Genomic DNA, 13,283 nt, shown 5'->3' with positions numbered 1-13,283 from the left:
GGTCGCGGGCCTGCGGTGCGATCCTGTATCCTTGCGCAGAATTCGCGTAAGCGAGCAGGGGAGCGGGCGCGCTGCAGGGACGGATGCGGCGCTGCGCCCATCGTCGGCATCACCGATACCAACGCCGTCAGATTGCTTTCACTTTCAAGCGATGCCAGCAATTCGCAACTCGGGCGAACAGCCCCTTTACGAAATCGTTCGCGCCGGGATACTCGAGCGGCTGCGTACCGGACAATGGGCAGCGGGCGACAAGATTCCGACTGAGCCGCAACTGGCCGAAGCCTTTGGCGTAGGCATCGGCACGATCCGGCGCGCGGTCGAGGAACTCGTCGCGGAACGGTTGTTGATCCGCCGCGCCGGCCGCGGCACGATCGTCGCGCGCTACGGCGACGAACATAAGTTCGATCAGTATTTCAATTTCGTCGACGAGGGCGGCACCGAGGTCCGGGTAACGGCGCGGTTGTTACGGTTCGGCAAGGAACGCGCGAGCGCCGAACTGGCCGCGCTGCTGAAAGTCGAGCGCGGCACGCGGCTCGCGAGCGTCGAGAATCTGCGGCTGCGCGACGACGCGCCGGTGATGTTCGATCATCTGTGGTTTCCGCTCGACGTGTTTCCGAATCTGGACGCGCAGACCTTTTCCGCGCGGCGCGGTTCGATCTATGGCTTTTATCAGGACCATTTCGGCATTTCCGTAGTGCGTGTGGTCGAGGATTTGCGCGGTGCGATCGCGGACGAACAGGTTGCGGATGCATTGAATCTCGAAGTCGGCGCGCCGGTGCTGCGCATCGAACGGACCGCTTACACGTTCCAGGACAAGCCGGTCGAGTATCGCGTGCGGATCGTGTCGAGCCATGTCGCGTATCGCAACGTGCGTGGGCTGCAGGACTAGGCACGCAAAAAACCCCGCGCGGGCGCGGGGTTCGGAAGTTGCTGTTGCAGGTCGAGGCGCCGCGCCAGCTAGTTGCCGCCGCCTTGCACACCCAGCGAGACTCGATTCGTCACCGATTTGACGCCCGCCACACCTTTGGCGACATCGGCTGCCTGCTGGATCTGACCGCCGTCCGGCACCGAACCCGTCAGCGTGATCGCACCGCTGCGGGCCCGCACAAAAACGTTCGATACATCGAAGCCTTGCGCTTTCGCGAGTGCCCGGCGCACGTCGCGGGCGAGCTTGCGGTCGGCCGCGCGCACCTGCTTGGCTGACGGCGCTGCTGCCGCCGTATCGCCGGAAGTCGCCGCTGCGTCGCTCGATTGCGCATAGACGCATGATGCGCCCGCCACACATCCTGATACCACCAGCACCTTCAACAGATCGACCGCGTTCATGAAAGCTCCTTTTTGTTTCGCATATTGGGACCGCGTGACGAATCAAAACATTGGAAAGCAAAGGTAAAAATAGCTAATCGCCGCACTATTGCAAGCTGATTTTGGCGCACGCAGCGAACGGGCATAGCGGCGAGAGACGGGTTGAAAGCGGTGTTTGCAGCAAATGCCCGACGCGATGCCTGAGCCGATAAAACGAAGCGGAAACGCGCGCCTGACTGCGGATGGATCGAAGCTTGTCCACATCGCTTAAGCGTACGGAATAAAGCGGGCCTGAGGATGTTGTGCGAGGGGGGCGGCGATGTGCTGCCCGCCCGCGCGCGAAGCCACTTCGCGGCGGCTCACGCATTCTCACCGGAGATCAACCATGACGGAACGCAACGCAATGCGTGCGCCGGCCGCTTTCGCGGGCCGTGCGCTCAATGGCTTGTGCGCGCTGACGATGCTGGCGCCCATGCTCACCTATGCGGCGTCCGCTGCCGACCAGCAAAGCATGCTGATTGCGCATGGCAACTACATCGTTCACAAGGTCGGCATGTGCATCGATTGCCATACGCCGAAAGACGCGCACGGTCAGCCGCTCGCGAGCCAGGACCTGCGCGGCGCGGACGTGCCGATGGAGCCGAAAATGCCGGTTCCGGGGTGGGCACCGCGTTCGGTAAACCTTGTCGGTTTGCCTGCGGGTTATACCGAGGCGCAACTCGTGACGTTCCTGGAAACCGGCATCACGCCGCGCGGTACGCCGGCCAACCCGCCGATGCCGTCGTACCGGTTGAACGAACGCGATGCGCGCTCGGTGGCCGCGTATCTGCATTCGATCAACTGAAGCTGAATGGCGCGCGACGGCGACCTGTCAGGCGGGTCGCCGGCCGGTTACGCGAGAACGTTTCGCGTACAAGCTTTCTCGCGGCATCGGCATCGGCATCGGCCGCGCGCCGCGGCGAGATGGTTGCGCGCGCACCGATTACGCGACATGCGCGGCGGTTGCCGCATTCACCCCGTCAAGCCGCACCACCATTCGCCCGCAGCACCTGTCCGTTCACCCACGCGCCATCCGGCCCGGCGAGGAACGACACCACCGCCGCAATTTCATCGGGCCGGCCAAGACGCTGCAGCGGCGGGATATTGGCGAACGCCTGGATCTGCTCATCGGTCTTGCCCTTGAGGAACAGCTCAGTGCCGATCGGGCCGGGCGCAACCGCATTCACCGTGATGTTGCGGCCGCGCAGTTCCTGCGAGAACACACGCGTGAGCGCTTCGACCGCCGACTTCGTCGCGTTGTACACCGAATAACCCGGCCGGTTCAAGCCGATCGATGTGCTCGAAAAATTGATGATGCGGCCGCCCTCGCCAAGCCGCGACGATGCTTCGCGCATCGTGTTGAAGGTGCCGCGCACGTTGGTGGTCATCATCTGCTCGAAGGCGTCGTCGCTGGTCTGGTCGAGCGGCGTGACCTTCATCACGCCGGCATTGTTGACAAGCACGTCGACCTTGCCCAGTTCCCGTTCGATCGTGTCGAACATCTGGCTGACCTCGGCCGGCTTCGACACGTCAGCCTTGATGGCGATCGCGTGTGCGCCTTCCTTGCGCAGTTCGGCCACCACCTGTTCCGCTTCGCTCGAACTCGACGCGTAGTTGATGGCGACCGCAAAGCCGTCGCTGGCAAGCCGTGCCGCTACTGCTGCGCCGATACCGCGTGCTGCGCCGGTGACAAGCGCTACTTTTTCGTTTTTGATCGCGTTCATGGTTCTTATCCTCGAAAGTGGGTGGGTTCAGCAAGCAACCGGTGAGTCGGTGAGAGGAATCATCGGTGAAATCGACGAGGAGATAATTGGGCGGCATTTGGTATCATCATTCCATCCTCTTTAACAAACCGGATTGGACGGAGCGCCCATGGATCGCTTTCAGGAAATGCAGGTATTCGTGCGGATCGCCGAGCGGCAAAGCTTCACACGCGCGTCGGACGACCTGCAGATTCCCCGCGCCACCGTCACCAACCTGATGAAGCGGATGGAACAGCGACTCGGCGCGCGGTTGCTCGAGCGCACCACCCGCACGGTGCGCCTGACGCACGATGGCGAGGCCTATTACGCGCGCTGCCTGCGGCTGCTGGCGGATCTCGACGAAGCCGAGGGCTCGTTTCGCAACGTCGCGCCAAAGGGCTTGCTGCGCGTCAACCTGCAAGGCACGCTGGCGCGCCATTTCGTGGTGCCGGCGCTGCCGCAGTTTCTGGCGCGCTATCCGCACATCGAGCTGCATCTGGGCGAAGACGACCGCTTTATCGATCTGGTGCGCGAAGGGATCGACTGCGTGCTGCGCGCGGGTACGCTGCAGGATTCGTCGATGATCGGGCGGCGCCTCGCGCGGCTCGAACAGGTGACGGTGGCAAGCCCTGCGTATCTGGCCGAGTACGGCGAACCGCAGGATCTCGACGCGCTGCGCGAGCACCGCGCGGTCAATTTCGTGTCGAGCGCGACCGGCAATCCGATGCCGATGGAATTCACCGTGGAAGGCGAACTGCGCGAACTGCAGATGGCGGGCATCGTCGCGGTGACGGCGGCGGATCTGTACACCGGCGCGGCGCTCGCGGGCCTCGGCTTCGTGCAGGTGCCGCGCTACCGGATCGAAGCCGAACTGGCGGCCGGCCAGTTGCAGATCGTGTTGCCGCAGTTCGCGCCGCCGCCGATGCCGGTCACGGTGCTGTATCCGCAGAACCGTCAGCTATCGGCACGGGTGCGTGCGTTCGCGGACTGGCTGCGCGAAGTGTTTGAAGCGGCAGCGCCGGCGCCGGGCACCAGCGGAACGGCGGGCAAACCGCGCGGCAGCGCGTGAGGCGCTGACATCAACCACACGGTCCACACCCTTAACGCCGGCTCAAATGCTCCAGCGCATCGCGCATCGGCTGGCTCGACGCGGTCAGCGGCCCGGTGAGCGGCGTATCGAGATCGACGATCACATACATTGCCGACGCGATCGACACCGCGCCGAGCGTAATCATCAGCAGCGCCAGCGCGTTGCGCGGCGCAATCAGCCCGAAGCTCAGAAAGATCACGAATAGCCAGAATGCGAGCGTCATCAGGAACGGTCGCGAGATCGAGCTATGCGCTTCTTCGATCAGCTTCCAGCGCGCCGCGATCAGCACGTCGAACTGTTGGAGAATCTGCGTGAGGGCCTTTTGTTGCGCACCATTTTGCGCGACGAGATTGCGCGCCTCCATGTTCGCGGCGCCGAGCATATCGCCGAGTTCGACGCTTTCGAGCGGGTTGTAGTCGGTGCCGGAGAACGGCCGCCGCGGATAGTAATCGCCCGCGGGCGCCGGCTCGCCGGGCCACGTAGATGCGATCGCCGCAGCCGTGTAGCTGCGCAGTTTGCCGCGTACCGGATCGGTCGCCTTGCCGTACTCGCGCAAGGTCTGATTGAGCTGGATCAGCTCCGACGCATACGCGCGAAAGTCGTTGTTGACCGTGTCGAAGCTGTTTTTTGCCGAAGCGGTCAACAGGCCGAGCACCAGCGCGGCGAACGTGACGAGCATGCCGATCACGAGCTGGATCAGCTGCACCGTTTCGTGCGCGCGATGTTCTTCGGGCAGCAGCGGTTTGACGAACCAGCCGATCGCCGTGCCGACCAGCAGCACGACGAACACGCCAAACGCGGACGTGATTTCCTGCATCGGGAAGCTCCGTGAAGGGAGGCGGCACGCGGCCCGCCTGCAACACACGAGCCTGCGGCAGGCGTACGCGATTCATCCGGCAATGTGCCCGCATCGCGCGCGAAGCGCAATGCGTGTGTTCCTCACGGTTGCGCTGCGTAGTATTTCGCGGCGCCGTCGATCTCGTCCGGCGTCATGTTGCGCGCCACGTTGCGCATCTGTTCGTTGATGTCGTTGTGCCGCTGTCCGCTCGCAAAGAGCCGCAGCTGCGCCGCCAGATACACCGACGATTGCCCGCCGAGCCATGGCGCCGCGCCCTTACGGTCGCGCTCGCCGTGGCAGGCGGCGCACGGCGCGATGTTGCGCATCGGGTCGCCTTCGCGCACCAGTTTGCGGATCGCGCGGTCCTCGGTGTAGCCGGTTTCGGCCGGCCCCGGGCGCGGCAGCGATGCGTAATAGTTGGCCAGATCGTGTAGATCGCGGTCGTTCAGATTGCGGATGATCGGCGGCATGATCGAATTCTGCCGCTGGCCGCCCTGGTAGTCGCGCAGTTCCTTGTAGACCGCATCCGCATACTGGCCGGCCAGCACCGGCGACGTGACCTGCAGCACGCCCTGCACGCCGTGACACATCGAACAGTTCTGCGCGAGCGTCGCGCCGCGCCCGATCGAGACCTCATCGGCGCGTGTGCGAAAGAGCGGCGGCAGCACGATCACGTCGCTGGGCGGCGCGCTGGCGGGTTGATTCGATGGTTGGCGATACCACGCTTCGGGTGCGCCGGCCGCCCGGCAGATCGTCGACCATAAGCCGTCGCGCGTGAAATCGGGGTGCTGCGACGGCAGCCACACGAAGCCGATCAACCCACCGACGATCGCGATCGCGACCGTCCAGCCGACGCTGGCTGTCAGCCAGCGGTTGCGCAGACTGAACACGCGCTCGTCGTTCATCGCGATGCTCCTACGACGACCGCGGGCACCGAGGTCTGCGGCAACACCAGCAGCTGCATGATCGGCACGCTGTAGTTGACCACCGTCAAACCGATCATCAGCGAGACCCACAGGCCGAAGCCGTTCAAGGCCGCCGGCACGCGTTCGACAGGCTGCGCCGGCACACTGAAGCGGAACGGCTGCGGCACGGCGGGTGCGTTCGCCGGCACCGCACCGAACTGCGACTTCGCGAGGATATAGATGAACAGCACGCCGGAGATCACCAGCACCAACCCGCCGATAGCCGACATCACCACCCACGGCGCTTGCGGCGCGATGCCGGGCGCCGAGTAATCGTAATACGCCATGCGCCGCGGCGCGCCGAGCAGGCCGACGTAGTGCCACGGAATCGTCACGACCATCATGCCGATGAACCACAGCCACAGTTGCGTGCGCACCAGCCCGAGGTTGACGATCGCGCGCCCGGTCAGCTGCGGCCACAGCTCGTACGCGATCGCGAAGTACATGATCACGATGGCGCCGCCGAAAATCAGGTGGAAGTGGCCGGTGACCCACTGCGTGTTGTGCACCGATTCGTTGAGCTGATAGCTCATGTTGATCAGCCCGCCGGCGCCGCCGAAGCCGAGCATGATGAACGAGAAGGCCACTACCAGCATCATCGGGTTGCGCCACGGCAGCGCGGTGAGCCAGCCGAATGCGCCTTTGCCGCCGCGCAGCCGTCCGGCGATCTCGACCGATGCGCAGATCGTGAACACGGTGAGCAGCGTCGGCACCGACACCATGCCGGTGAACACCGCATGCACGAACTTGAAGCCCGAGCCGACCTGCGGATCGGCGAACAGATGGTGAATGCCGATCGGCATCGCGAACACGAGGAACAGGATGAACGACACGCGCGCCATCGAATCGCTGTACAGGCGTCCGCCGATCGCACGCGGCACCAGCGTGTAGTACGCGATATACGCGGGAACCAGCCAGAAGTAGACGATTGCGTGCAGCGTCCACGAGAACAGCACGCGCGCGAGGCCTGCATCGATGGTCGCTTTCAGGCCGAGTGCGACGGGCAGGATCTGGAACAGGATCTCGACTGCCGCGCCGACTGCCGTCCATGCCCACAGGTATGCCCCGGCCACGTTGGCGAACATCGCGAGCGGTACCGGCTGGCCTGGATTGGCGCGTTTCCATACGCGCAGGTTCACGCCCATCAGCGCGACCCAGATCCACGAGCCGACCACCACCAGCACCACGCCGATGTAGTAGAAAGCGTTGCCGACCATCGGCGGATAGAACGTGTACAGCACCGACGCGCGTCCCATCGCGACCGTCACCGACGCGATCACCGCGCCGACTGCGAGCAGGATAAAACCGGCCCACGCCCATTTGATGCCGACGAGTGCCTGCTTCAACGCCAGTTCGACGATCGCATAGCCGAAGCCCATCGCGACCAGCGTCGGCATCACATAGGCCATCACGGTGCCGTGCGCGGTGACCGAGCGGTAGTACAGCTCCGGATCGCCGAGCCATGGATGCAACGGGCTTCTGACCAGCATCTGCCACGCGCCGAGCAACAGCGCGATCAGAAACGAGATGAACGCGAGCCAGAAGTGCGCGAGAACGAGTCGCTTAGCGTGCAACACAGCTGAGCCTCCGGGTTTGGCGAGCCTGCTCGAAGAAGGCGGCCTTGTCGATTACCTTCACGTGCGCCCACATCGTCTGATGGCCGAAGCCGCAGAATTCGTGGCACGGCATCAGATGCTCGCCGGGCTGCGCGAAGCGCGTGGTCAGCGTCGCGATGTAGCCGGGCACCACCATCGTGTTGACGTTGGTGTCGGCGATCAGCAGGCCGTGCACCACGTCCGCGCTGGTGGTGCGCAGGGTGACCGGCGTATCGGCGGGCACCAGCAGACACTGCGGCGTGAACGAGAACTGCTGCGCGATAAAGCGCACCACCACCGTGCCGTCAGGTTCGACTGCGCTGCCCAGGTTGCTCTCGACGAATTCGCCGGATAGCTGCAGCCGCGACGGATCGACCGTCTCGACGCGCGACGGCGGCATCATCGCCCAGTGCAGGCCCGAGTACACCACCACCGCCAGCATCAGCACGATGATCGCGCCGGCAAACCACGCCCAGCGCCGCTCGGCGCGCGCGGCGACGGCGTGGCCGGAGGACGGTTGTCCGGAAGGTTGGCTGGCCATGATTACTGGATCACGCCGCGCGGCAGGAACACGAGCACGTAGAAGCCGATCCAGATGGCCGTGACGACCAGCGTCGCGGCGCCCGCCAGCGCAATCGCGCCGCGCGGGCCGGCTGCGACGACGCGCTCGACTTCTTCATCCGAGGCTTCGGTGCCGGAAGCTTGGTTCACATCCATCTGCGGCTTCTCCCGATACAAAGGTTGTGGCATTGAGCGGCATTGAGCAGCACCGCGCGGTATCAAGCGCATTCAGCATTGCGCGCATCGAGACGCGCGCGGTTTTTAGCGCAGCGGCGCGTTGCGCAGTTCGTTGACCTGTTTCGCCGTTACCGGCTTTCCGTGATTGCCCCACGCGGTGCGGATATACGTGACGACCGCCGCCGCGTCGGCGTCGTTGAGTTCCTGCGCGAACGGCGGCATGCCGTACGGTTCCGGATTGCGCCGCGTGCCTGGCGGGAAACCGCCGTTCAGCACGATGCGAATCGGGTTCACCGCCGAATCCATTTCGATCGACTGGTTGTGCGCGAGCGGCGGGTAGTGCTGCAGCTGGCCTTCGCCGTTTGCGCCGTGACAGGTCGCGCATTTGTTCGCGTAGATGCGCGCGCCGGTCGCAAACGCCTGCGTATCGGTGCGCGCGCTCGGGCCGCTCTTGCGGCCCGGGTCGTTGTCGGGCAGCGTCTTCAGATAGACGGCCATTGCCTTGACGTCTGCGTCGGTCATGTACTGCAGGCTGTGATACGTCACTTCCGCCATCGGCCCGTACACCGCGCCGCGATCGGAGATGCCCGCCTGCAGCAGGTCGACGATGTCCTTGATGCTCCAGTCGCCGAGGCCGCCGTCCTTGTCCGAGGTCAGCGACGGCGCGTACCAGTTCTGCACCGGGATCAGGCCGCCGGCGAACTGCTTGTCGCGCGACGAGCCGCCGAGCAGGTTGATCTTCGTGTGGCACATCGAGCAGTGGCCGAGCCCTTCGACCAGATACGCGCCGCGGTTCCATTCGACCGAGCGGGTCGGGTCGGGCTTGAACTCGCCCTCGCGGAAGTACAGCGAGCGCCAGCCGAGCAGCAGGTCGCGATGATTGAACGGAAAGCGCAGATCTTGCGGGTGGTTCGGCTGACGCACCGGCGGCACCGACTTCAGGTACGCGAAGATCGCATCGGAATCTTCGCGTGTGACTTTGGTGTACGCCGCGATCGGCATCGCCGGATAGATCAGCTTGCCGTCGGGCGACTTGCCGGTGCGCAACATCTTGAAGAACGCGTCGGCACTCCACGAGCCGATGCCGTACTGCACGTCGGGCGTTATGTTTGGCGAGTACAGCGTGCCGAACGGCGTTTCCATCGGCAGGCCGCCGCCGAACAACTTGCCGCGCGGCGCGGTGTGGCACGCGACGCAGTCGCCGGCGCGCGCCAGGTACTCGCCGCGGATCACGATCTCGGGGCGCGTGTCGGGCGTGCCCGGCGCGTTTTCTTCGGCGGCATGCGCGTGGCTTACCAACGGCGCGTGAGTCAGCATCGATGCTGCGCACAGCAAGGCGGCGAGCGCTGCGCAGCGTATCGCCATCGATCGGATCGTGCGGGAGAGCGGCTTCATTCCGGTTGACTCCCACATGCCAGCGGCAGCCGCGCGGCGTTGCGCGGCGCCGGCGTCGGATCGTCGGGCCGCGGCTGGCGTGCCAGCCAGCTCGACACGGCGGTGATGTCGCGGTCGGAGAGCCTGACGGCGATCGTGTGCATGCAGTCCGGCGCGATCGCGTGACGCGTGCCTGAGCGCCACGTGCCCATTTGTCCGGCGATGTAGCTCGCGTGCAGGCCGAGCAACCCCGGGATGCCCGGTTGCACGCCGGTCAGCCGCGCGCCGTGGCAACTCGCGCAGGCAGGCAGCTTGCGCGACGGATCGCCCTGGGTGACGAGCTGTTTGCCGTAGTCGAGTACCCCTGCTGGCAGCGGCTGCGAGTCAGGGTTCGGGTAGGGCGGCTGCAGTGCGGCAAAGTATTCGCTGATCTTGCGCAAATACGCATCAGGTAGATACGCGAGCAGATACCCCATCGGCGGATAGGTGCGGCCGCCGTCGCGAAAGGCGATCAGTTGGTTGAACAGATAGTCGGCGGGTTTGCCGGCGATACGAGGAAAGTAGTCGTTGTTGCGCCCCTGGCCTTCGACGCCGTGACACGTGGTGCATGCGTGCATGCGCTCGGTCATCGCCGATGGCATCGAGGCCGGCGCGTTGGCTGCGATGGCTGCGGTGGTATTGGCGTTGGTAGTGGCATGGGCAGCAGGCGGTTGCGCGAGCGGCTCGGCAGCGGCGGCAAGCACCGCATCGGCCAGCGCGAGGCACACGAAAAGCACGACCGATAAGCCGAGGGTTCCTCGCTGCAAGACGTGCCTCGTCGAAAGTTGGGGTTGGCTTTTACATCGATTTGTTATGCACACCCATGCAGGCGCCTCGCGGGACGCCCGCAGACCTGCTATCTCGAATTCCCATCCATCATAGGAGCCATTGGATACGCTTTCAACGCCGCGATACTGATCTATATCAAGCAATGCTGTGCGATTTATGCGTTGCTGTCATTTGCATGACATCGTCAGGCAAGCAGCCTCGCGAATGCGGCGCGTGCGTTCGTGACGAGTTCGCTTTCGCCGAGCCGCGCCGGCAGCAGATGGAATTCCACCGGCGGCAAGCCCGGCAGGCCGATGTTCGCCGCGCACGGCACGAGGCCCATGCCGAGCGACGATTCGTTCACACAAGAGATGCCGAGCCCCGCCTGCAGTGCAAGCTGCAAACCGGCGACCCCCGATGCGGAATGCGACAGCACGTAGGGCACCTCGCTTTCGTCGAGCAGCCTGACGATATAGCGCTGCAGCTGACAGGTGGAAGGCAGCAGCACGAGGCGATAGGGCGTCGCGGCCGGCGTGCTGGCATCCGCGCCGGTGGCCCACACGAGCTTCTCGCGGCGGAGCACGGTGCCCTTACGTGCGGTGTTGCCGCCTGCGCTGCGCCGGGGGCCTGGCATCACGATGCGCAGTGACAGGCCGATGTCGAAGGCGGCGTCGTCTTCGATGCTGCTGTCGATGGTTGCGCTCGGCATCACGGTGACGTGCAGCCGCAAGCGCGGATGCTGTTCGGAGAACGCTTTCAGCACGCGGGCGACGTCGTGCGGCCGGTAGTAATCGGTAATCGCGATACGCAGCTCGCCATCGAGCGTGCGGCCTTGCAGGTCTTCGAACGCGGCTTCGCTCATCGCGAGGATGCGACGCGCGTGCTCGAGCAGGCGCGCGCCCGCCGGCGTGGCGTTGACGCCCAGTTTGCCGCGCAGAAACAGCGGCTGGCCGGCGCGCTCTTCGAGCTTGCGCAACTGCTCGCTGACGGTTGATTGCGACAGGAACACGCGCTGCGCGCCCGCCGACATGCTGCCGGCCTCCGCGACCGCGACGAAGGTGCGCAACTGGACCAGATCAAACCCGCGCTGACTCATGACAGTAGCTTCGACGATAGTTTCAGGACGAGGGTTTTCGTGGCGATAGCTTCATGGCCATGGTTTCCCGACGAGTTGCCTGTGCTGCGGGACAATTCTCTCAGATTTCGGATTTTCCGATACATCAAATCATGTTTTCCCGCTTTTCCGATAGATGGTCGATCCGTACGATGGCCGCTGTCAATTCTTTTGCGGGGGCGGGTATGGAGCAGGAACCACGATCACCGGCACACGCGCGGGGCAGCAGCCATCGGTGGAAGGTGCTGGGCGTGGGCTTCGCCGCGAATGCGAGCTTTGCCGCTGCGTTCTCCGGCATCCCGACCACGGCCGTATTGCTGCGCAGCGGCTATCACCTCGGCAACGACGGGCTGGGGCTCGTGCTCGGCATGCTGGGGCTCGGTATTGCGCTAAGCGAACTGCCGTGGGGTTTGCTGACCGATCGCTGGGGCGACCGTCGCGTGCTGCTGCTCGGGCTGTACGCGACCGCCGGCGCGCTGGTGGCGATGGCCGGCTTCGTGGTGCCGCACGGCGCGTCCGTGCCGGGTATCGGTGCGCTCGCTGCGGGATTGCTTGCGGTGGGGCTGCTCGGCGGCAGCGTCAACGGTTCGAGCGGCCGCGCGGTGATGGCATGGTTCGCCGAAGGTGAGCGTGGCTTCGCGATGAGCATCCGGCAAACCGCTGTGCCGGTCGGTGGCGGTTTTGGCGCGTTGCTGCTGCCTGTGCTGGCGACGCATTCTGGTTTTGCGAGCGTGTATGCCGTGCTTGCGCTGCTGTGTGCGGTTACGGCGGTTTTTGCGTGGCGCTGGCTGCATGAGGCGCCTAGGTGGGAGCCGGCTGGAGAGGAGGTGAAGGTGAGCTCCTCAAAGGTCGCGCTTCGCGGTGCTTTGCCAGGTGTGCGTGCGGCTTCCGCTGCCGCTTGCGCTGCGCGCAGCGCGGCTACCGCAGCTACCGCAGCTACCGCAGCTACCGCAGCTACCGCAGCTACCGCAGCCACCGCAGCCACCGTGTCCGGAGTCTCCATCGCTTCCGCCGCGCCGCACAGGGTGTCGCCGCTGCGCGACCCGCTGATATGGCGCGTCGCACTCGGCGCGGGCGCGCTGTGCGTGCCTCAAGCGGTGGTGCTGACGTTCGCCGCGGTGTTCCTGCACGACTTCAGCCACGCCGGGCTCGCAACGATCAGCGCTACGCTGGCAGCGGTGCAGGGCGGCGCCGCGGTAGTGCGCGTATGGAGCGGTCGCTGGACCGACCGGCGCAACAACCGGCGCGCTTACATGCGTGGCTGCAGCGTGCTCAGCGCACTGCTGTTCGCGTTGCTGGCGCTCGCCGCGCTCGCGGTCAGCGAGGCGGGCGCGCACGGCGCGCTACCGACCGCCTTGCTGGCCTGCATGATCGCAGTGGGCGGGATGTGCGCGTCGGCGTGGCATGGCGTCGCCTTCACCGAACTCGCGACGCTCGCCGGTACGCGCCGCGCCGGAACCGCGCTCGCGATCGGCAACACCTGTGTGTTCATGATGCTGTTCCTGACGCCGCTGGCGATCCCGTTGCTGCTGTCGGCGGCTGCGTGGCCGGCTGTCTGGGCTGCGGCGAGCCTGTGTGCGCTGATCGCGCTGCCGGTGTTCCCGCGCTCGCCGTTGCAGGCCCGTCGCGCCGCATTGCGTGCGTAAGCAACGCAGATCGCCGGACGTCGCCCGCGA

General features: G+C 65.3%; 14 protein-coding genes. 4 read left to right on the top strand and 10 right to left on the bottom strand.

Features of this window, described 5'->3' with window-relative positions; genetic code table 11:
- The first annotated feature begins 151 nt into the window (after nt 1–151).
- Nucleotides 152–889: a GntR family transcriptional regulator gene (locus ACYVNQ_RS24140; protein ID WP_460905297.1), complete on the top strand. Its 738-nt coding sequence runs from the start codon at nt 152–154 to the stop codon at nt 887–889.
- Nucleotides 890–957: 68 nt separating this feature from the next.
- On the opposite strand, the gene ACYVNQ_RS24135 is transcribed toward ACYVNQ_RS24140, so the two are convergent.
- Nucleotides 958–1,326 (bottom strand): BON domain-containing protein, encoded by a 369-nt coding sequence (locus tag ACYVNQ_RS24135; RefSeq protein ID WP_460905295.1) that lies wholly within the window; start codon nt 1,324–1,326, stop codon nt 958–960.
- A 364-nt stretch (nt 1,327–1,690) separates the two neighbouring features.
- Here ACYVNQ_RS24135 and ACYVNQ_RS24130 point away from each other — a divergent pair, with 364 nt between their 5' ends.
- Entirely contained in the window at nt 1,691–2,149 is a 459-nt protein-coding gene (locus ACYVNQ_RS24130) for a c-type cytochrome (protein ID WP_460905293.1), read from the top strand.
- Between the two features lie 175 nt (nt 2,150–2,324).
- On the opposite strand, the gene ACYVNQ_RS24125 is transcribed toward ACYVNQ_RS24130, so the two are convergent.
- Complete coding sequence (locus ACYVNQ_RS24125; protein WP_460905290.1) at nt 2,325–3,068, bottom strand: SDR family oxidoreductase; 744 nt, start codon at nt 3,066–3,068, stop codon at nt 2,325–2,327.
- 148 nt (nt 3,069–3,216) lie between these two features.
- On the opposite strand from ACYVNQ_RS24125, the gene ACYVNQ_RS24120 reads away from it, so the two are divergent.
- Nucleotides 3,217–4,155, top strand: a complete 939-nt coding sequence (locus ACYVNQ_RS24120; RefSeq protein ID WP_460905287.1) for a LysR family transcriptional regulator — start codon at nt 3,217–3,219, stop codon at nt 4,153–4,155.
- Nucleotides 4,156–4,186: 31 nt separating this feature from the next.
- Here ACYVNQ_RS24120 and ACYVNQ_RS24115 read toward each other — a convergent pair whose 3' ends face one another.
- The 8 genes from ACYVNQ_RS24115 to ACYVNQ_RS24080 all read right to left on the bottom strand — a co-directional run bounded on the left by ACYVNQ_RS24115 (nt 4,187) and on the right by ACYVNQ_RS24080 (nt 11,589).
- Nucleotides 4,187–4,993: a bestrophin-like domain gene (locus tag ACYVNQ_RS24115; RefSeq protein WP_460905284.1), complete on the bottom strand. Its 807-nt coding sequence runs from the start codon at nt 4,991–4,993 to the stop codon at nt 4,187–4,189.
- A 122-nt stretch (nt 4,994–5,115) separates the two neighbouring features.
- Nucleotides 5,116–5,919, bottom strand: coding sequence for a c-type cytochrome (locus ACYVNQ_RS24110; RefSeq protein WP_460905282.1), 804 nt, complete (start codon nt 5,917–5,919; stop codon nt 5,116–5,118).
- The gene (locus ACYVNQ_RS24105; protein ID WP_460905280.1) at nt 5,916–7,556 is read right to left on the bottom strand and encodes a b(o/a)3-type cytochrome-c oxidase subunit 1; all 1,641 of its coding nucleotides are present in this window, start codon (nt 7,554–7,556) and stop codon (nt 5,916–5,918) included. Before ACYVNQ_RS24105 ends, ACYVNQ_RS24110 begins: the two co-directional genes overlap by 4 nt.
- Nucleotides 7,543–8,115: a cupredoxin domain-containing protein gene (locus tag ACYVNQ_RS24100; RefSeq protein ID WP_460905277.1), complete on the bottom strand. Its 573-nt coding sequence runs from the start codon at nt 8,113–8,115 to the stop codon at nt 7,543–7,545. Before ACYVNQ_RS24100 ends, ACYVNQ_RS24105 begins: the two co-directional genes overlap by 14 nt.
- A gap of 2 nt (nt 8,116–8,117) precedes the next feature.
- A complete protein-coding gene (locus ACYVNQ_RS24095; RefSeq protein WP_460905274.1) occupies nt 8,118–8,291 on the bottom strand; it encodes a hypothetical protein in 174 nt (57 codons plus the stop codon).
- A gap of 105 nt (nt 8,292–8,396) precedes the next feature.
- Entirely contained in the window at nt 8,397–9,707 is a 1,311-nt protein-coding gene (locus tag ACYVNQ_RS24090; protein ID WP_460905272.1) for a c-type cytochrome, read from the bottom strand.
- The gene (locus ACYVNQ_RS24085; protein WP_460905268.1) at nt 9,704–10,492 is read right to left on the bottom strand and encodes a c-type cytochrome; all 789 of its coding nucleotides are present in this window, start codon (nt 10,490–10,492) and stop codon (nt 9,704–9,706) included. Before ACYVNQ_RS24085 ends, ACYVNQ_RS24090 begins: the two co-directional genes overlap by 4 nt.
- A gap of 206 nt (nt 10,493–10,698) precedes the next feature.
- Nucleotides 10,699–11,589 (bottom strand): LysR family transcriptional regulator, encoded by an 891-nt coding sequence (locus tag ACYVNQ_RS24080; protein WP_460905266.1) that lies wholly within the window; start codon nt 11,587–11,589, stop codon nt 10,699–10,701.
- Between the two features lie 203 nt (nt 11,590–11,792).
- Between ACYVNQ_RS24080 and ACYVNQ_RS24075 the strand changes: the two genes are divergently transcribed.
- Nucleotides 11,793–13,253, top strand: a complete 1,461-nt coding sequence (locus tag ACYVNQ_RS24075; protein WP_460905263.1) for an MFS transporter — start codon at nt 11,793–11,795, stop codon at nt 13,251–13,253.
- The last annotated feature ends 30 nt before the right edge of the window (nt 13,254–13,283 follow it).

The sequence above is a fragment of the Paraburkholderia jirisanensis genome (assembly GCF_054782355.1).
This window is presented reverse-complemented; position numbering and strand designations above follow the sequence as displayed.

Excerpts from the sequence above, each read along its gene's own strand:
- ACYVNQ_RS24125 (WP_460905290.1), bottom strand. The coding sequence starts at position 3,068 with ATGAACGCGATCAAAAACGAAAAAGTAGCGCTTGTCACCGGCGCAGCA.
- ACYVNQ_RS24120 (WP_460905287.1), top strand. The coding sequence starts at position 3,217 with ATGGATCGCTTTCAGGAAATGCAGGTATTCGTGCGGATCGCCGAGCGG.
- ACYVNQ_RS24130 (WP_460905293.1), top strand. The coding sequence starts at position 1,691 with ATGACGGAACGCAACGCAATGCGTGCGCCGGCCGCTTTCGCGGGCCGT.
- ACYVNQ_RS24100 (WP_460905277.1), bottom strand. The coding sequence starts at position 8,115 with ATGGCCAGCCAACCTTCCGGACAACCGTCCTCCGGCCACGCCGTCGCC.
- ACYVNQ_RS24140 (WP_460905297.1), top strand. The coding sequence starts at position 152 with ATGCCAGCAATTCGCAACTCGGGCGAACAGCCCCTTTACGAAATCGTT.
- ACYVNQ_RS24075 (WP_460905263.1), top strand. The coding sequence starts at position 11,793 with ATGGAGCAGGAACCACGATCACCGGCACACGCGCGGGGCAGCAGCCAT.
- ACYVNQ_RS24080 (WP_460905266.1), bottom strand. The coding sequence starts at position 11,589 with ATGAGTCAGCGCGGGTTTGATCTGGTCCAGTTGCGCACCTTCGTCGCG.
- ACYVNQ_RS24115 (WP_460905284.1), bottom strand. The coding sequence starts at position 4,993 with ATGCAGGAAATCACGTCCGCGTTTGGCGTGTTCGTCGTGCTGCTGGTC.
- ACYVNQ_RS24135 (WP_460905295.1), bottom strand. The coding sequence starts at position 1,326 with ATGAACGCGGTCGATCTGTTGAAGGTGCTGGTGGTATCAGGATGTGTG.
- ACYVNQ_RS24110 (WP_460905282.1), bottom strand. The coding sequence starts at position 5,919 with ATGAACGACGAGCGCGTGTTCAGTCTGCGCAACCGCTGGCTGACAGCC.
- ACYVNQ_RS24095 (WP_460905274.1), bottom strand. The coding sequence starts at position 8,291 with ATGGATGTGAACCAAGCTTCCGGCACCGAAGCCTCGGATGAAGAAGTC.
- ACYVNQ_RS24090 (WP_460905272.1), bottom strand. The coding sequence starts at position 9,707 with ATGAAGCCGCTCTCCCGCACGATCCGATCGATGGCGATACGCTGCGCA.